15 protein-coding genes are annotated in these 16,595 nt (G+C 71.3%); 4 read left to right on the forward strand and 11 right to left on the reverse strand.

The window, feature by feature from the left end; genetic code table 11:
* Nucleotides 1-286: 286 nt before the first annotated feature.
* From topA to R3I40_RS00310, 3 genes are read right to left on the reverse strand one after another with little or no spacing between them, the layout of a single operon-like run.
* Nucleotides 287-2,998, reverse strand: a complete 2,712-nt coding sequence (topA, locus tag R3I40_RS00300; RefSeq protein WP_259922598.1) for a type I DNA topoisomerase — start codon at nt 2,996-2,998, stop codon at nt 287-289.
* Nucleotides 2,999-3,056: 58 nt separating this feature from the next.
* Entirely contained in the window at nt 3,057-4,715 is a 1,659-nt protein-coding gene (locus tag R3I40_RS00305) for a DUF7059 domain-containing protein (protein WP_285262040.1), read from the reverse strand.
* Nucleotides 4,705-6,201: a PrsW family glutamic-type intramembrane protease gene (locus R3I40_RS00310; RefSeq protein WP_285262039.1), complete on the reverse strand. Its 1,497-nt coding sequence runs from the start codon at nt 6,199-6,201 to the stop codon at nt 4,705-4,707. Before R3I40_RS00310 ends, R3I40_RS00305 begins: the two co-directional genes overlap by 11 nt.
* 237 nt (nt 6,202-6,438) lie before the next feature.
* On the opposite strand from R3I40_RS00310, the gene R3I40_RS00315 reads away from it, so the two are divergent.
* Nucleotides 6,439-8,739: a DNA 3'-5' helicase SftH gene (locus tag R3I40_RS00315; protein WP_285262038.1), complete on the forward strand. Its 2,301-nt coding sequence runs from the start codon at nt 6,439-6,441 to the stop codon at nt 8,737-8,739.
* Here the strand turns inward: R3I40_RS00315 and R3I40_RS00320 are convergent.
* The 7 genes from R3I40_RS00320 to R3I40_RS00350 all read right to left on the reverse strand — a co-directional run bounded on the left by R3I40_RS00320 (nt 8,736) and on the right by R3I40_RS00350 (nt 13,382).
* Nucleotides 8,736-8,939 (reverse strand): hypothetical protein, encoded by a 204-nt coding sequence (locus R3I40_RS00320; protein ID WP_239376709.1) that lies wholly within the window; start codon nt 8,937-8,939, stop codon nt 8,736-8,738. The genes R3I40_RS00315 and R3I40_RS00320 overlap by 4 nt on opposite strands.
* Nucleotides 8,940-9,015: 76 nt before the next feature.
* A complete protein-coding gene (locus tag R3I40_RS00325; protein ID WP_259922605.1) occupies nt 9,016-9,378 on the reverse strand; it encodes an Rv3654c family TadE-like protein in 363 nt (120 codons plus the stop codon).
* A gap of 47 nt (nt 9,379-9,425) precedes the next feature.
* The gene (locus R3I40_RS00330; RefSeq protein ID WP_239376708.1) at nt 9,426-9,800 is read right to left on the reverse strand and encodes a TadE family type IV pilus minor pilin; all 375 of its coding nucleotides are present in this window, start codon (nt 9,798-9,800) and stop codon (nt 9,426-9,428) included.
* Complete coding sequence (locus R3I40_RS00335) at nt 9,800-10,015, reverse strand: DUF4244 domain-containing protein (RefSeq protein ID WP_239376707.1); 216 nt, start codon at nt 10,013-10,015, stop codon at nt 9,800-9,802. The genes R3I40_RS00330 and R3I40_RS00335 overlap by 1 nt, the downstream gene beginning before the upstream one ends.
* Nucleotides 10,016-10,180: 165 nt before the next feature.
* Nucleotides 10,181-11,239, reverse strand: a complete 1,059-nt coding sequence (locus tag R3I40_RS00340; RefSeq protein WP_239376706.1) for a type II secretion system F family protein — start codon at nt 11,237-11,239, stop codon at nt 10,181-10,183.
* A complete protein-coding gene (locus R3I40_RS00345; RefSeq protein WP_285262037.1) occupies nt 11,236-12,363 on the reverse strand; it encodes a TadA family conjugal transfer-associated ATPase in 1,128 nt (375 codons plus the stop codon). Before R3I40_RS00345 ends, R3I40_RS00340 begins: the two co-directional genes overlap by 4 nt.
* Nucleotides 12,360-13,382 (reverse strand): nucleotide-binding protein, encoded by a 1,023-nt coding sequence (locus R3I40_RS00350; protein ID WP_239376704.1) that lies wholly within the window; start codon nt 13,380-13,382, stop codon nt 12,360-12,362. Before R3I40_RS00350 ends, R3I40_RS00345 begins: the two co-directional genes overlap by 4 nt.
* Before the next feature lie 258 nt (nt 13,383-13,640).
* Here R3I40_RS00350 and R3I40_RS00355 point away from each other — a divergent pair, with 258 nt between their 5' ends.
* Nucleotides 13,641-14,159 carry a tetratricopeptide repeat protein gene (locus R3I40_RS00355; protein WP_183376189.1) on the forward strand — a complete coding sequence of 173 codons (519 nt, stop codon included), beginning with the start codon at nt 13,641-13,643 and terminating at the stop codon, nt 14,157-14,159.
* Here R3I40_RS00355 and R3I40_RS00360 read toward each other — a convergent pair.
* Entirely contained in the window at nt 14,126-14,911 is a 786-nt protein-coding gene (locus R3I40_RS00360) for an exodeoxyribonuclease III (protein ID WP_285262036.1), read from the reverse strand. The two genes, R3I40_RS00355 and R3I40_RS00360, sit on opposite strands and share 34 nt — an antisense overlap.
* Nucleotides 14,912-14,983: 72 nt before the next feature.
* On the opposite strand from R3I40_RS00360, the gene R3I40_RS00365 reads away from it, so the two are divergent.
* Nucleotides 14,984-15,862, forward strand: coding sequence for an SDR family NAD(P)-dependent oxidoreductase (locus R3I40_RS00365; RefSeq protein WP_183376193.1), 879 nt, complete (start codon nt 14,984-14,986; stop codon nt 15,860-15,862).
* Nucleotides 15,863-15,889: 27 nt separating this feature from the next.
* Nucleotides 15,890-16,495, forward strand: a complete 606-nt coding sequence (locus R3I40_RS00370) for an orotate phosphoribosyltransferase (RefSeq protein WP_183376195.1) — start codon at nt 15,890-15,892, stop codon at nt 16,493-16,495.
* The last annotated feature ends 100 nt before the right edge of the window (nt 16,496-16,595 follow it).

Consider the following 16,595-nt stretch of genomic DNA (forward strand, 5'->3'; position numbering starts at 1 on the left):
GAGCGGTACTGACGCGACTGTGGAGGACTGGCAGGCTACTCGTCGTAGACGTGCCCGAGGCCCGACGCCCGACGCCCGCATCTCCTTCACGCGCTGGTGGTCGTGCTCCACACTGAGCACGGAGTACCCGTACTCCTCGGTCAGCTCACGGTACGCGGCACGACCCACCGTGCCCATGCCCGGCACGATCGCGTTCGCATCCCCCAGCTCGATCGGACGGTCCTCGGGGGGGGGGAGGAACGGAGGGTCCATGCCGCCGCGCCGCGGGACGGGCGCGGCGCGCGGGTCACCTCTTCTGCGCGGCCTTCGAGGTCGTGGTCTTCTTCGCGGGCGCCTTGCGGGTGGTGGTGCGCTTCGTGGTCCGGCGCTTCGCCGGGCCCTTCGCGCGCTTCTCCGCGAGGCGCTCCACTGCGATCTCGTGCGTCAGGTTCTCCAGCACATCGTCGCGGCGCAGGGTCACGTTGGTGGTGCCGTCCGTGATGTACGGGCCGAACCGGCCGTCCTTCACCACGATCGGCTTCTCACTGGTCGGGTCCGTGCCGAGCTCCTTCAGGGGCGGCTTCGCGGCGGCGCGGCCGCGGGTCTTCGGCTGCGCGTAGATCGCCTGCGCCTCCTCCAGGGTGATGGAGAAGATCTGGTCCTCACTCTGCAGGGACCGCGAGTCCGTGCCCTTCTTCAGGTACGGGCCGTAGCGGCCGTTCTGCGCCGTGATCTCGGTGCCGTCCTCCTCGGTGCCCACCACCCGCGGCAGGCGCATCACCTTGAGGGCGTCCTCGAGCGTCACGGTCGCCATGTCCATCGACTTCAGCAGGGACCCGGTGCGCGGCTTCGGACGCTTCGTCTTCGGGATCGACTCGTCCACCTCGAGGACCTCGGTGAAGTAAGGGCCGAAGCGGCCGTCCTTCACGATGATCTCGTTGCCGGTGTCGGGGTCGGTGCCGAGGGCGCGGCCGTCGTCCTTCTGACGCTCCAGCAGCTCCTTCGCCTTCTCCAGGGTCAGCTCATCGGGCGCCAAGTCACCGGGCACGTTGGCGCGCACGGGGGAGCCGTCCACGGTCCTCTCCACGTACGGGCCGTACTGGCCGATGCGCAGGTCGATGCCCTCGCCGAGCTCGGTGGTGTTGATGGCCCGGGCATCGATCTCGCCGAGGTCGTCCACCAGGGTCTTCAGGCCGTGGGCGGCGTCGGGCGCTGCGCCCGGCCCGGCGTTCTCCGGACCGAAGTAGAAGTCCTTCAGCCATTCGGTGCGGTCCTGGGTGCCTGCGGCGATGCGGTCCAGACCCGCCTCCATATCGGCGGTGAAGTCGTAGTCCACGAGCTTGCCGAAGTGCTCCTCCAGCAGGCGCACCACGGAGAAAGCCAGCCAGCTCGGCACCAGCGCGGTGCCCTTCTTGAACACGTAGCCGCGGTCCTGGATCACGCCGATGGTGGCGGCGTAGGTGGAGGGGCGGCCGATGCCGCGCTCCTCCAGTGCGCGCACCAGGGATGCTTCGGTGTAGCGCGGCGGCGGGGTGGTCTCGTGGCCGTCCGGCGTCAGCGACACCACCGACAGCGCCTGCCCCTCCGACATCTGCGGCAGGCGCTTGTCCTTCGCGTCGTCGTCGTAGCGGCCCTGGTCGCGGGACTCCTCGTAGGCGGCGAGGAATCCGCGGAACGTGATGATGGTGCCTGATGCAGTGAACTCGGCGGTGCGGCCCTTACCGGAGACGCCGAGGGTGACCGACGTGGTGGTGCCCTTCGCATCCGCCATCTGGGAGGCGATGGTGCGCTTCCAGATCAGCTCGTACAGGCGGAACTCGTCACCGCTGAGCTGCGACCCCACCTCGGCGGGGGTTCGGAAGTTCGAACCGGCGGGGCGGATCGCCTCGTGCGCCTCCTGCGCGGACTTCGACTTCGAGGAGTACACGCGGGGACGGTCCGGCACATACTCGTCGCCGTAGAGGTCGGCGGCCTGGGCGCGGGAGGCGCGGATCGCCTCACCGGACAGCACCACTGAGTCGGTTCGCATGTAGGTGATGTAGCCGTTCTCGTACAGCCGCTGCGCCGTGGACATGGTCTGGCGGGCGCTCATCCGCAGCTTGCGGGACGCCTCCTGCTGCAGGGAGGACGTGGTGAACGGGGCGGCGGGCCGGCGCGTGTACGGCTTCGATTCGAGACCGGAGACCGTTGCGGGCTCTCCGTCGATCGCGGAGATGAGGGAGGCGGCGGACTCCTCGGTGAGGACCGTGACCGACGGGTTCTTCAGCTCACCGGCATCGGTGAAGTCGCGGCCGGAGGCGATGCGGGCGCCGTCCACGGTGCGCAGCAGCGCCGTGAACGCGGGGGTGTCCGCGGTGCGGTCGGCCCCGTCGGCGGTGGAGAACTCGCCGGTGATGTCCCAGTAGGAGGAGGGGACGAACGCCATGCGTTCGCGTTCGCGGTCCACCACGAGGCGGGTGGCGACGGACTGGACACGACCCGCGGACGTCCCGCGCTGCACCTTGCGCCACAGCACGGGGGAGAGCTCGTAGCCGACGATGCGGTCGAGGATGCGGCGGGTCTCCTGCGCGTTGACCAGGCGGTTGTCCAGTTCGCGGGTCTCGTGGAGGGCGCGCTGGATGGCGTCCTTGGTGATCTCGTGGAACACCATGCGGTACACCGGCAGCGACTTCTTCGGCTTCAGCGTCTCCAGCAGGTGCCACGCGATCGCCTCTCCCTCGCGGTCCTCATCGGTGGCGAGGTAGAGGGCGTCGGCGTCCTTCAGCAGGCGGCGCAGCTCGGTGACCGTCTTCTTCTTGTCGGGGGAGACCACGTAGTAGGGCTCGAACCCGTTCTCCACATCGACGGCGAACTTCTTGTACGGGCCCTTCTTCAGCTCCGCCGGGAGGTCCTTCGGCAGCGGCAGGTCGCGGATGTGGCCGACGGACGCCGCCACGGTGAAGTCGTCACCGAGGTAGCGGCCAATGGTCTTGGCCTTGGCGGGGGACTCGACAATCACCAGATTGCGGTCTGCACTCACGGCGGCACTCTCCTCGATCAACGTCTACGGCCTGGTCGCCATGAATGTAGCACCCTCGTCATTCGGCCCGGAAAGAGAGGAATCCCCAGTGGAGAAGTGTCCGCACCTGCTCCAGGACCCGCTCGCTCACCTCCTCGAACTCCTCACCGGACAGCGCTGCGTATGCCTGGACGAGCGGCTTCAGCGGGTGGGTGCCGTCGAGAACGCCCAGCACACCGGCCATTTCCGAGGTGAGCGGCAGAGTGCGTCCGAACGCGCCGCCCTGCACCAGATCGATCATGACGGGGTCCTCCGCCCCGGGCACGAAGTGGCGGCGCTCCATGACGTCGTCCGCGCGCGCGAGGTGGGATGCGAGCAGGTCATCATCGTTGAGGCCCGCCAGGGTGACGGCGTTCACCAGCATTCCCTTCAGTCGCGGACCCAGCGGCCCCTGCCCCGTGGTCCCCACCTCATCGAGCAACCGCACCGCGGGGCGGGTGTCCGTCGGCCGGTGGAGGATCACGTACCCGAAGCCGACCTCCTCCACATCTCGGGACGCGAAGTCCTCTAGGTAGGCGGTCATCATCGCCGCCCAGCGGTCATCGCGCGGGGTGAGGCCGCCGTCGCGCAGCCACGTCTGCGCGTAGGAGGCGGGGTCCTCCCGGTCGCGCTGGATGACGAACGCGTCCACGTCCGAGCCGTCGAGCCAGGCCGACGGGTGCTCCCGCCAGTCGGCACCGGCGGTGATCTCCCAGTTCGCGAGCATGGCGGCGATGCCGCCCGGCTCCAGATGGTTCGGGAGGTCGCGGATGAGGTCGGCGACGAGGGCATCACCGGCGCGGCCGCCGTCGCGGTAGGTCCACGTGTCCCCGCCGGGGGTGCGCGGGGTGATGACGAACGGCGGGTTCGAGACTACGAGGTCGAAGCGCTCCCCGGCGACGGGCTCCAACATGGAGCCCTGACGCAGCTCCAGGGCGCACCCGTCGGGCAGCGATTCTCGGTTGAGGAGGGCGTTGAACGCGGTGAACGCGAGAGCGCGCTCGGAGATGTCGGTGGCGATGACGCTGCGGGCGTGGCGGGCGGCGTGCAGCGCCTGGATGCCGCAGCCGCAGCCGAGGTCGAGGGCGCTGCGCACCTCACTGCGCGGGGTGAGGGCGATGAGGGTGGAGGTGGCGCCGCCGATGCCGAGGACGTGGTCGCCGTCGAGGGCGCGGCCGGTGGCGGTCTCGCCGAGGTCGGAGGCGATCCACCAGAGGATGGCGCCGTCGTCGTCCTCGGCCTCGTAGGGGCGCAGGTCGATGGCGGCGCGCACGAGGCGCGGCCGGCCGTCAGCGTCGCGCCCGAGGGCCCCACCGGCGGGATCGCCGGCGGGGGTGAGTAGGCCGAGCGCCAGCGCACCCGCCACCGTCAGCGTGGGCAGAACCTCCTCGACCTCGTCCGCGGGCAGAGCGGCGCCGAGCGCGAGCAGCCGCATGAGCAGGGCCGACGGGTGCTCACTGACCGCCAGTTCCCGCTGCGCCGGGATCGCGTTCTCCGCCTCCAGGGCGCGCTGCGCCATGGGGGAGAGGACCTCATTGAGGCGGGTGACGGTGAAGTCAGCGGCCGCAAGGTCCGCGCGCAGCGCGTCGATCGGAGGGAGGACTCCGTCGGCCCCCGCCTCGCCGCTGATGCGGAACGGTGACGCGCTGTGCGTGAGGTGACCGAGCAGGGGCCCGATGGACAGCGGTTCAGCGGCCATACCCCACCCCCTGCGGCACCACACCCGCCTGGCGCGCCTGCGACAGGAGGTTCGCGCGGTTCGCCTCCATATGGTTGAGGAAGTACTGCTCCGCCTCGAGGTGGCGGGGCTTCGCGCCGTCGGCCAGCAGACGCTGACGGGTGAACGCCAGCTCCGCCGCCTGACGGATGAACTTCTTCATCGTCGGCTTCGCGTTGAACGTGGCGGCCCAACGGCGGCCCTCGCGGCGACCGCTCCAGGTGGCGAGCATGGTGACCTCGTCGTGGGTGAGCCAGCCCTGGTTCGCGTAGTCGCCGAGGCGGGCGCGGGTCAGGCCCGATTCGAGGCGGATCAGGACCGCGATCAGAATGAACCAGATCGTGAACATGACGAACCAGCCGATCGCCAGGAGGACCAGGCCGCCGAAGCCGCCCAGGAGCGTGGAGGAGAAGTTCCACATGAAGTGCAGGAACATCGCCGGCAGCGGCGCCACCAGGAACGAGAGGATCGCCGGGACCAGACCGAAGCGCCGGTCGATCAGGCCGATCACCATGCCGGTCATCGACGTGAACACGCAGTGACCCCAGATGCCGAGCACACCGCGCACCACGATCAGCATGGTCGCGGCCTGCACCCCGCCGGCCTCCGCGGCCCGCAGGTAGTACTGAATGTTCTCCACGAACGCGAAGCCGCCGCCCACCAGGGCACCGATGATGATGCCGTCCAGCGGGCCCGTGATGTGCTTGCGGAACACCAGGAAGATCAGCGCCACCCCGAGGCCCTTCAGCAGCTCTTCGGTGACCGGCGCGGAGAACATCGCGGTGGCTGCGTGCGCGGTCTGCTCATCCAGGAAGTACGCGTACGCGAACTCGCCGAACACGGAATTGAGGATGCCGGCGATCATCGTGGACACGCCCGCACCCCACAGCACCGCGATGATCTTCATATAGACCGGCATCGGGTGCCACATGTCCACCAGGAACATCACCAGGATGATCACCACGAGGGAGCAGAAAGCGACGGTGCCGTAGAACGCCGTACCGAGGACACCGAACGTCAGCGCGTACAGCAGGAACGACGCCGCGAGCACCACCAGCAGCACCGGCACCATGAGCCAGCCGATGACGGCGCGCCAGTTGACGGTCCTGACCTCATTGTTGACCGCCTCGATGCGGCGCAGCTGCGTGCCCCACGCCGACTCCGGCTGGATCTGCTGCGGCTGGGTGACCGGCTGGCCCCACTGGTCGAGGGCCGGCGCAGGCGCCTGGCGGCGCGGCCTGGGACCCCCGGACACTCCCTGCGGCTGTGCGAACTGCTGCTGGCCCGCGTATCCCGGACCCTGCGGCTGGCCCGCCGTACCGGGCCCGCGCGGAACCGACGGCGGCTGCTGCGGCTGCGCGCCCGCGCGGCGACGCAGCCCTGTGCCACCTCCCTGGACACGGCGCAGCCCGGTCTCGAACAGCTTCGGAACCTCGTAGGACTGCTGCACCGGCTGCTGCTGCCACACCGGTGCCTGTCCACTCGCCGCCGGCTGACCGGCCGCACTGCTGGGGCCCCGTCGGCCCGGCTGCTGCGACTGAGCGGACCGCCCAGGCTGACCGGGTCCACCGGGCTGAGCAGGATGACCAGGCTGACCGGGCTGCTGCGGATGGGAGGGGTGGGCGGGCTGGCGGCGGGGGTCACGGGGTGAGTTCGCGTTCGACGCGGGGTGAGATGGGTGGCTCATGACTACCATTGTGCGGCAATGACAACCGCGGCACAGCTCGTTGAGCGGATAACGGGACCCATCGATCGGGCGGAGAGCCTCCTCCGCCTCGAACGCATGCCCGGCCGGGCCGCCCAGCACGCACCCTGGCCCCGCTGGATCGACCCCCGGCTCGTCCTCGCTCTGCAGGACCGCGGCGTCCGCGAGCCTTACACCCACCAGGTGGAGGCCGCCGAGTTCGCCCGCGCCGGCCGCCACTGCGTGATCGCCACCTCCACCGCGTCCGGGAAGTCACTCGCCTACCTGATGCCGGTGCTGACGGCGCTCGCGGCGCCCCGCTCGGAGGCGAAGCGCGCCACCGCCCTCTACATTGCGCCCACGAAGGCGCTCGCGCAGGACCAGCTGCATTCGGTCCGGACCCTGGCCCGCGACGCCGGCATGCCCGAGGTCCGCGCCGCCACGTTCGACGGCGACACCCCGAGCGAGGAGCGCCGCTGGATCCGCAGCCACGCCAACCTCATCCTCACCAACCCGGACATGCTGCACTTCGGGATCCTGCCCGGTCACGAGCACTGGGTGCACACCCTGCGGGCGCTGCGCTACATCATCATCGACGAATGCCACGTGTACCGCGGCGTCTTCGGCGCCCACACCGCCATGGTGATGCGCCGCCTGCAGCGCATCGCCCGCCACTACGGCGCGAACCCCACGTTCATCCTCGCCTCCGCCACCTCCGCGGCCCCGTCGGCCTCCGCCTCCCGCCTCACCGGGGAGTCCGTCACCGCCGTCACGGCCGACGGGTCCCCGCATGCGGGCCGCACCATCGCGTTCTGGCAGCCGCCCGCGGATGCGTCACCACCCGCCGAAGCGGGCGGGCTCCTCGCCGACCTCGTGGATGCCGGGGCGCAGACCCTCGTGTTCACCCGCGCCCGCCGCTCCAGCGAACTGGTGGCGCGCACCGCCCAGCGGATCCTGGAGAGCCGCCGGCCCGACGCCGGCCGAGTGGTGGCGGCCTACCGCGGCGGCTACCTGCCGGAGGAGCGCCGCGCCCTCGAACAGCGGCTGCGCAGCGGCGACCTGCGGGGCCTCGCCTCCACCAACGCCCTGGAGCTCGGCATCGACATCGCCGGGCTCGACGCCGTGGTGGTGACGGGGTGGCCCGGCACCCGCGCCTCCCTGTTCCAGCAGTTCGGGCGCGTGGGCCGCTCCTCCGCCAGCGGGGCCGACGGCGGCCTCGCCCTGTTCGTGGCGCGCGACGACCCCCTGGACCAGTACGTGGTCACCCACCCGGACACGATCCTGGATCAGGACGTGGAAGCGGCCGTGTTCGACCCGGAGAACCCGTACGTGCTCTCCCCGCACCTGGCGGCGGCCGCGTCCGAGCTGCCGATCCGGGACGGGGAGGAGCACGTGTTCGGGCCGACGGCACGGGAGCTCCTCGACGAACTCGCGGCGCGGCGCGTGCTGCGACGGCGAGCATCGGGCTGGTTCTGGACGCTGGATGCGAACGCGCACGACCTCACGGACCTGCGCGGCAGCGGCGGGGAGCCCGTCAGGATCGTGGATTCGGAGACGGGGCAGCTGATCGGCACTGTGGACGGCGGCTCCGCGCACACGCACGTGCATGACGGCGCGGTGTACCTGCACCAGGGCGTCAGCTTCGTGGTGGACCGGCTCGATGCGGATGCGAACGTGGCGATGGTGCACCGGGAAGCGCCGCCGCACACCACGCACCCGCAGTCGCAGACGTCGCTGACGATCCGACAGGTGCGCGACTCTGTGCGCTGGGGCGAGGTGCAGGTGTGCACAGGCCGCGTGGACGTCACCAGTCAGGTCACCGGGTATCAGGTACGGGACATCTACACCTCCGCCGTGATCGCGAACCGGAATCTGGACCTGCCGCCGCGCACGCTGCAGACCGCGGCGGTGTGGTTCGAGATCCCGTCGGCCCTGACGGAGGCGGCGGGGATCGAGGCGGCGGACCTGCCGGGCGCGCTGCATGCCGCGGAGCATGCGCAGATCTCCCTGCTGCCGCTGCTCGCCACCTGCGACCGGTGGGACCTCGGCGGGCTGTCGAGCGCCCACCACCCGGATGTGGGCGGGCCCGCAATCTTCGTGTACGACGGCGCCCCCGGTGGTGCGGGCTTCGCCGAGCGCGGCTACGCGACGGCGCAGTCGTGGCTCTCGGCGACGGCGGACCTCATCGAGTCATGCCGCTGCGCCGACGGGTGCCCCGCCTGCGTGGTGTCCCCGAAGTGCGGCAACGGCAACGAGCCGCTGTCGAAGGCGGGGGCGGTGCGGCTGCTGCGGGCTCTGCTCGACCGCGTGCCGTCGGACTAGCCGCGCAACCCGTCGGGCCAGCCCCCCACGACCCGCCGGGCCGTCTCGCCCACGAGGACCATCATGGCGACGAAACCGATGATCGAGTCCAGGGACGAACGCGGGACCAGACCGACCACCCTGGCCGCCCACAGCACACCGATGATGATGACGCCCTTGATCGCGCCGGTGAAGAGGTGCCCCGTGATGGCGTGGACCATTGGAGGCGGAGTGAACTGGGCGGATGCTGGTTCGCTGCTCACGTCCTGTCCCAGAATCGGGGATCTGCCTTCCACCCTAACCAGAGCGCTCGGCGCCGGTGGGTGCGGGACCGGCACGGGCGATGGCGCGCGCGGATCCGATCCGTCCCGCAGGGAGCCGCACCTCGATGACGACGTCCTGACCGTCGCTGCTGCAGGAGAGCACATCCGCCCCGTTCGCGTGCGCGATCATGGCCGCAGTGGAGCACCCGTCGGCCCCAACAGCGGCCGCGTCCGCGCCCGAGAGCGCCGCCAGATCTGCCGCACCCTGCGCACGGGCATGGGCGATGTGCACCTGGCCGAGCATGACCACGAGGGCGAGCAGCAGCGACGCGATGGAGCACCACGTCAGCATCGCTGCCGGTGCCGACCCCTCCTCCGAGCCGCACCGCCCGATCACGCGGCGGCGCGCTCCAACAGGAGCGGCGCTCGCGGGCCGGCGGGGCGTCACGGTGCACCACCCGGTGCCAGATGCGGTTCCAGGCGCGCCGTCGCCTCCGACCTCAGCGTCAGGCTGAGGCCGCCGAGCAGCCCACCGGCGAGGCGGTGCTCCTTCGTTGCCCGCACCGTCACGAGGTCACCGGACCGCGACACGCTGAACTGAGCGCCGTCCCCGGCGACGGCACGGCCATCACGCGCCGGATCGTCCTCGCCGCGCATAGCGGCGCGCGCAGTCGCGGAGGCGCCGTCGTGCAGGCGGGCGCCGTCGGCCATCACTGCCCCCACCTGCGCGATCAGCAGGAGGAGGGCGGAGACGACCGTGAGCACCACAGCCGTCTCCGCCGTGACGGCACCGCGCTCGCCGCGAAGTGCCGTCATCATCAGCCGCCCATTCCCAGGGCACTGGTGACGATGCCCATCAGCAGGCTCTGCACCTCCTCGGACCGCAGCAGTGCGACCAGCACAGCCGCGAACCCGCAGGCGGCGAGAAGAGTGATGGCGTATTCCGCGGTCGTGGCGCCGTCCTCACGGGCGAGTCGGGCGCGCAGGGTGCCGATTGTGCGGTTCATGCGTCGGCGGATCGTGGTGGTGGACATGGTTTCTCCTTCTTTCTCCAACCGGGCCGGGCGGCCCGGAGACAGCGGGGGAGAGGGGCGGGGGTTGCCGGCGCTGCAGGCGGGAGGCCGACGGGGCCGTCGGGGGCGCAGGAGGGAGGCCGACGGGTGCGCCGGTGGGGGCCGACGGAGCCAGCGGTGGGTGGGCTACCCGCCGCCGAGGATCAGGCCCAGATCGGCGGTGAGCAGGTCGATGATGATCGGGACGATGCCGAGCGCCACGAACGCGGGCAGGATCGCGACCCCCGTCGGCAGGACGAGCCGGACGGCGAGCCGCGCCGCCGCCGCTTCCGCATCGCGGGCGCGGGAGCGCCGCAGGTCCCGAGCCTGCATCCGCAGAAGCGGCGCCAGCTGCGCACCCGTTGCGTGCGCGAGGATAGCGGTGGAGCGGATCGAGGCGAGCTCGCCGCCCAACCGGGACAGCGCAACCGTCGCGGCGACTCCCTGTTCGAGGGCGAGCCCCGCGCGGACCAGTTCCGGGCCGGGCGGTTTATCGCCCAGCGCGCGGCCCACTGCTCGCAGCGCGTGCGCGAGCGGTGACCCCGCTTCGATCACGGCGGCCAGAACATCCAGGATGATGCTGGGGTCCACGTGCGGAACCGTCCCCCGGGCCACGTGCAGAAGGCGCAGCATCCACCACCAGCCCGCGGCGGTCAGCGTCCCTCCGAGCGCCAGCAGACCGAGACCGGCGGGGGAGCCGAACAGAACACTGAGCGGGTCCGCGCCGAGCGCGAATCCGAGCACGAGCGCCGCCAGCGGCAGCGCCATCAGGATCCGCGCCGTCGCCTTCGGGCCGGCGAACGCGCTGTCGCGGGCGCGCTCTGCATCGGCCAGGTCCCGCAGGGAACCCGCGAGGTGCAGCAGCAGACTGCTCGCCGCCGCGCCGCTGGTGGCGCTGATGCGCAGACAGAGCGCCAGGGCCCGCAGGTGCGGGTCGTCGCCGTCGGGAACGGCGCCGAGAGCGATCCGCTGCGCGAGAGCCTTCGGCGCCTCCGCCTCCTGCGCGGCGGCGACGGCAGCCCAGGCGCGCGACGGTGCGATGCCGCCCTGCAGCACCATGGACACCTGGTCGAGCAGGGCCGTCAGCTCCGCCGGCGCGGGATTCGCGCCTCGGGCCGGGCGGGCGCGCCGGACCGCGCGGTCGACCTGGGCAGGGCGGTCGAGCCGAGCGGGGCCGACGGGGACCGAAGCACGCGCCGCAGTCATCGCAGCCTCGCTTCGATCTGGTCGAACGCCGGGAAGAACCGTGCATTGTCCCCGGTGAACCGTGCTGCCAACTCACTGGTGAGGCGCCCGTCGGCCCCGCGGCAGAGGATCGCGACCGAATCCAGCACTCGGTGCGCGCCGTCGCGGCGCATGTGCAGCACGAGGTCGATCGCGGACAGCACCTGCGCGCTCAGAGCACGGTCCGTCAGCCCCGCGAGCGACCCGAGCGCCTCCAGACGCGCCGGCACATCCGCCGCCGTGTTCGCATGCAGCGTGCCGCAGCCGCCCTCATGGCCCGTGTTCAGCGCCTGCAGCAGTTCACGGATCTCCTCACCGCGGCATTCGCCCACCACGATCCGGTCCGGCCGCATCCGCAGGCACTGCCGGACGAGCATCCCGAGCCCCACCTCGCCGGCGCCCTCCGCATTCGCGTGCCGTGCCTGCAGATGCACCGTGTGCGGGTGGTCCGGCTCCAGCTCAGAGGCATCCTCCACGATCACAATCCGCTCCCGCTGGCCGACCTGCGCCAGCATCGCGGACAGCAGAGTCGTCTTGCCCGTGCCGGTGCCGCCGGAGATCAGGAACGCGCAGCGGCGGTCGATGATCCGCTCCAGCAGGGTGCGAGCCGACGGGTGCAGTGTGCCCGTCGCCTCCAGCGCATCCAACGACAGGGGAGTGGCGGCGGCCAGGCGCAGCGAGATAACGGCCCCGCCGGCGCTCAGCGGCGGCAGCACAGCGTGCATGCGGATCCCGCCGGGCAGCTGCGCATCCGCCCACGGCATCGCGTCATCGAGGCGGCGCCCACCGATCGTGGCGAGCCGCACCGCGAGCTGCCGGGCCTCGTCCCGGCCCAGGCGCAGGTCAGCGCGCTTCAGACCGTCGGGGGAGTCGGTCCAGACGGTGCCGTCGGCGTTGACGAGGATGTCGGTGACGCCGGGGGCGGCCAGCGGCTGCAGCGGGCCGAGGCCACTGATGTGGTCGCGCAGCTCCGCGGTGACCTCCAGCAGGCTCTGCGGGCCGCGCACCTGGCCGTTCTCCTCCAGTACCCGGGCCACCCTCGCCACATCAACCTCGCCCGGGTGGGCGAGCAGGTCCGCGTGCACCAACGACAGCAGATCGGTCATGACCGTGCCTCCCATGACGACCAGAACGCCGCGCAGGCGGCATCGGCCCCGCCGCGGCGCACATCCACCACGGGCTGCACGCCGGGGCGGCTGTCGCGGAACGACATCGCCACCGGCAGGTCCAGGTCTGCGCGCACATCCCGCACCCCCACATCGCCATGGCGGCGCACAGCGATCCCCATCGACGGTGCCGCCTCCCGCAGCTGCTCCGCGCGCCGCACAGCCGAGCGAACAGCGAGGTCACGGGCGTGCACCACCATGAGCACCTCGCGGCTGAGCGGCGCGATCTCCGCGGCGATGCCGAGCCCCGCATCGACCACCACGAAGCCGTCCACGCTGGTGAGCGCGGTGAGGATCCGGCCGACGGTGGCCGCCGCCGGCACAGGCCCGGTCAGCAGGTGGATCCCGTCGATCTGCGGCAGGGCGGAGCGGATCGCGGACCCGGCCGCGGCATCCGCGTCTGCGAAGTCCGGCCAGTGGGCGCCGGGGACGTGGGCGGCGCCGATGACGTGCTCCATCCCCGGCCCCGACGGGTCCGCATCCACGAGGGTGACGGGCCTGCCCGTGCGGGCAGCCGCCCCGGCGAGACGTGCAGCGAGGGATGTGGCACCGGCGCCGCCGGACCCGGGTACAACGGTGATGATCGCGCCGCGGCCGGGCCGGCGGGATGCGCCCGCGAGGTCTGCGAGCAGGTCAGCGGATTCGCCGGGGAGGATCCGGAGGCTCGCCGCCCCGGCGTCCAGGGCGCGGCGCCAATCAGCGGCGCGGGGAGCAGTCGAGGTCAGCACGATCACCGGCGCGTCAGGCGAGGCGAGCGATGCGGACCCGGCGGCGGAGCTGAGGTTCGCCAGCCCCGTCAGTCCGGTGAGGACGACGGCGCAGCCGGGCTGGGGTTCGGTCACCACGCGCATCTGCGCCGCCTCAGCATGGTCGATCGCCGACTGCCTCAGGTCGGGCGGCAGGTCGACCACGGCCGCCGTCGGCTGTGATCTGTGCGGGTGGGTGGGGAAAACGCTCATGTCCCCATCGAACGGGAGCCGCCGGCACCGGGCCAGGGGCGGGCCCGGGATGGGGACAAGTGGGATGGGGGACGGACGTCCCGATGCCTCCACCCCATCCCCATCTCCATACGACTGTCAGGTAACCATCGGGTCACAGGGTCTTGTGCATTGGATCACAGCGCCGCACAATGGAGGACGTCCGCGCTGCCGCGCTGATACACCCCCGTCATCCGCTCCCGGTCCGTTCGGATCAAGGATTCAGCGAAGGAGCCACCCGTGACCTCAGAGATCCCCGCCCAGCCCATTGCGGCATGCGGCTGGTACATCGATGTCCGCACGCTTCTGCCCGTCATCAACGACCTCGCCGCATTCCGCGCCCACTACGCCGCCGACCCCGCCCGTGACGCCGTCGAAGCGCTCTGGACCGGTCACCCGGACCGTGCCGAACAGCTGCTGATGGAGCTCAGCGCCGAGAACCCGTCGAACCTCCGCTACCGCGCCCTCCTCGCGGACGCCCACCGGGACCAGGGCGACACCGACTGGGCGGTCGCCGCCTACCACCAGCTCGTGGACGCGACCCGCGGCGGCGCGCTCGAAGCCGTCATGTGGCAGCACCTCGGCAAGGCGCTGTTCGTCGCCGGCAGCTTCACCGAAGCGGAGAACGCGTTCAGCCGCGCGCTCGACCTCCGCATCGCCGGCGGCGCCGACGACGACCTCATCGAGTCATCCATGCTGGCGCTGGACCGCGCCAAGCAGCTCGCTCACAGCGAGACGTCGAGGATGATCGGCGCGTGATCGCTGGTGCCCTTCTGGGCGCGCTCCTCCGTGTCGATCATGGCGCCGGTGGCGGCCTCATGCACCGCCGGTGAGGAGAACAGGAAGTCGATCCGCATGCCCTGCTTCTTCTGGAAGCGGCGAGAGGTGTAGTCCCAGTACGTGAACGTGCCGGGTGCGTCCAGCCAGTCGCGGGTGGCGTCGCGGAACCCCGCCCCCTCCAGCGCTCGGATGCGGCGGCGCTCCGGCGGTGTCACGTGGGTCTTCCCCTCGAAGAACGACGGATCCCACACGTCGGCATCCGTCGGCGCGACGTTGAAGTCACCGGCGAACACGATGGGGGCCGACGGGTTCTTCGCCAACAGAGAGCGCCCATGCTCGGTGAGGCAGTCCAGGAACTCCAGCTTGTAGTCGTAGTGCGCGTGGTCGATCTCCCGGCCGTTGGGGATGTACAGGGAGGTCAGGCGCACCCCGCCGACGGTCGCGGTGATGGCGCGGGCTTCGGCGACGCCGTCGTACTCCGGCATGTCCGGCAGGCCGATCTCCACATCCTCCAGACCCACGCGGGACACGATCGCGACACCGTTCCACTGGTTGAGCCCGTGCGCCGCCACCTCGTAGCCGCGGGCCTCGAGCTCGGCGAGGTCCAGCTGTTCGGGCTTCGCCTTGATCTCCTGAAGGGCGATGGCGTCGATCTGCCGGGTGTCCAGCACGTCCAGCAGGCGGCCCATGCGGGCGCGCAGTGAGTTGATGTTCCACGAAGCGATGCGCATGCGGGCCAGTCTACGGGCGGCGGGTGGCCGATTCCTCGGACCCCGGTGAGCATCGCGGTCTACAGTGGCGCTATGACTCGAGCACTGATCACCGGCGCCACTTCCGGCCTCGGTCTCGAATTCGCCTGGCAGCTGGCCGGGCTCGAGCACGATCTGGTGCTGGTCGCCCGCAACGCCGAACGCCTGGACGCTGTCGCTGCACAGATCGAATCCCTCCACGACGTCCGCGTCAGCACCCTCGCGGTGGACCTGTCGGACCGCGACGGGCTCGACCGCGCGGCGCGGCGCCTCACCGACCCGGTCACTCCGATCGATCTGCTGGTGAACAACGCCGGCTACGGCCTGCACACCGAGTTCCTCGCCACGGACGTCGAGGAGCACGAGATCCAGCTGGACCTCCTGGTCAGGGCGGTGCTGGTGCTCTCGCACACGGCCGCGAACTCGATGATGCAGCGCGGCCGCGGCGCCATCATCAACGTGTCCTCCCTCGCCGGATACACCGCCGCCGGCACGTACGCCGCCGCCAAGAGCTGGGTCACCGTGTTCACCGAAGCGCTCGCTCTCGAACTGGAGGGCACGGGGGTGACCGCGACTGCGCTGCTGCCGGGGTTCGTGGAGACGGAGTTCCATGAGCGCGCCGCGATCGATGTGCAGGGCCTGCCCCGCGTCACCTGGCTGAAGGCCCCGTACGTGGTGGAGCAGGCGCTGAAGGACAGCGCGAAGGGGGAGGTGCTGTCGATCCCGTCGCTGAAGTACCGGACTGCCTCGGAGATCTCCCGGATCATGCCGCGGCCGCTGATCCGTCGGCTGACGGGGCCGGGATGGTCGCGCCGCCTGAACGAACGCAAGCTGCGCACCGCCCGCACTGGCAGTGCGCTGCGCCGCCTGCGGATGCCGTGGTGGGACGCCCCGGAGGCCGACGGGGGCCGCGGCGACAAGCCCCGCCGTTGAGGCAGTCGCGCCGCTTAGACTGGGGGCATGGTCACCAACAGCCCCTTCACCGTCTCCTCTGAAACCGCTCGCGCCCGCCTGCTCGACCTCATCGGCGAACTCGCCGTGGTCCACCAGCGCGTCACCCTGTCCTCCGGCAAGGAGGCCGATTTCTACATCGACCTGCGCCGCATCACCCTCCACCACGAAGCAGCCCCGCTCGTGGGCCGCGTGATGCTGGACCTCTTCGAATCCCAGGGCCTGCTGGGGACGGTGGAGGCCGTCGGCGGCCTCACCCTCGGTGCCGACCCCGTCGCCACGTCCATCATGCACGCGTCCGCGGCGCTGTCCGCCGCGGGGTCCCTCACCGGTGACCCGCTGGATGCGTTCGTGGTGCGCAAGGCGAACAAGGCGCACGGTCTGCAACGCCGCATCGAGGGCCCCGGTGTGCAGGGGCGCCCCGTCATCGCCGTGGAGGACACCTCCACCACCGGCGGATCGGTGCTCACCGCCACCGAGGCGCTCGAACAGGAGGGTGCGGACATCCGCGCGGTCGCCGTCATCATGCACCGCTCCGAGGAGTCCCGCCGTGCCGTCACCGACGCCGGCTACGACTACATCTACGCCTACGAACTGTCCGAACTCGGGCTCTGACCTCAGACTCGCCAGCGACCAGGCCTGCTCCCCCTGCGCCCGTGCCGCCGGCGCAGGTGTGTGCGCATGAGAAAGCGCCCCGCCGGAGATGATCCGACGG

The organism is Helcobacillus massiliensis, from assembly GCF_033106145.1.
Taxonomy (GTDB): Bacteria; Actinomycetota; Actinomycetes; order Actinomycetales; family Dermabacteraceae; genus Helcobacillus; species Helcobacillus massiliensis.

Bases quoted from the DNA above. Each gene is read 5' to 3' on its own strand.
- R3I40_RS00345 (WP_285262037.1), bottom strand. From the start codon at position 12,363: ATGACCGATCTGCTGTCGTTGGTGCACGCGGACCTGCTCGCCCACCCG.
- R3I40_RS00370 (WP_183376195.1), top strand. From the start codon at position 15,890: ATGGTCACCAACAGCCCCTTCACCGTCTCCTCTGAAACCGCTCGCGCC.
- R3I40_RS00320 (WP_239376709.1), bottom strand. From the start codon at position 8,939: ATGGTCCACGCCATCACGGGGCACCTCTTCACCGGCGCGATCAAGGGC.
- R3I40_RS00305 (WP_285262040.1), bottom strand. From the start codon at position 4,715: ATGGCCGCTGAACCGCTGTCCATCGGGCCCCTGCTCGGTCACCTCACG.
- R3I40_RS00315 (WP_285262038.1), top strand. From the start codon at position 6,439: ATGACAACCGCGGCACAGCTCGTTGAGCGGATAACGGGACCCATCGAT.
- R3I40_RS00330 (WP_239376708.1), bottom strand. From the start codon at position 9,800: ATGATGACGGCACTTCGCGGCGAGCGCGGTGCCGTCACGGCGGAGACG.
- R3I40_RS00350 (WP_239376704.1), bottom strand. From the start codon at position 13,382: ATGAGCGTTTTCCCCACCCACCCGCACAGATCACAGCCGACGGCGGCC.
- R3I40_RS00365 (WP_183376193.1), top strand. From the start codon at position 14,984: ATGACTCGAGCACTGATCACCGGCGCCACTTCCGGCCTCGGTCTCGAA.
- R3I40_RS00360 (WP_285262036.1), bottom strand. From the start codon at position 14,911: ATGCGCATCGCTTCGTGGAACATCAACTCACTGCGCGCCCGCATGGGC.
- R3I40_RS00340 (WP_239376706.1), bottom strand. From the start codon at position 11,239: ATGACTGCGGCGCGTGCTTCGGTCCCCGTCGGCCCCGCTCGGCTCGAC.
- R3I40_RS00335 (WP_239376707.1), bottom strand. From the start codon at position 10,015: ATGTCCACCACCACGATCCGCCGACGCATGAACCGCACAATCGGCACC.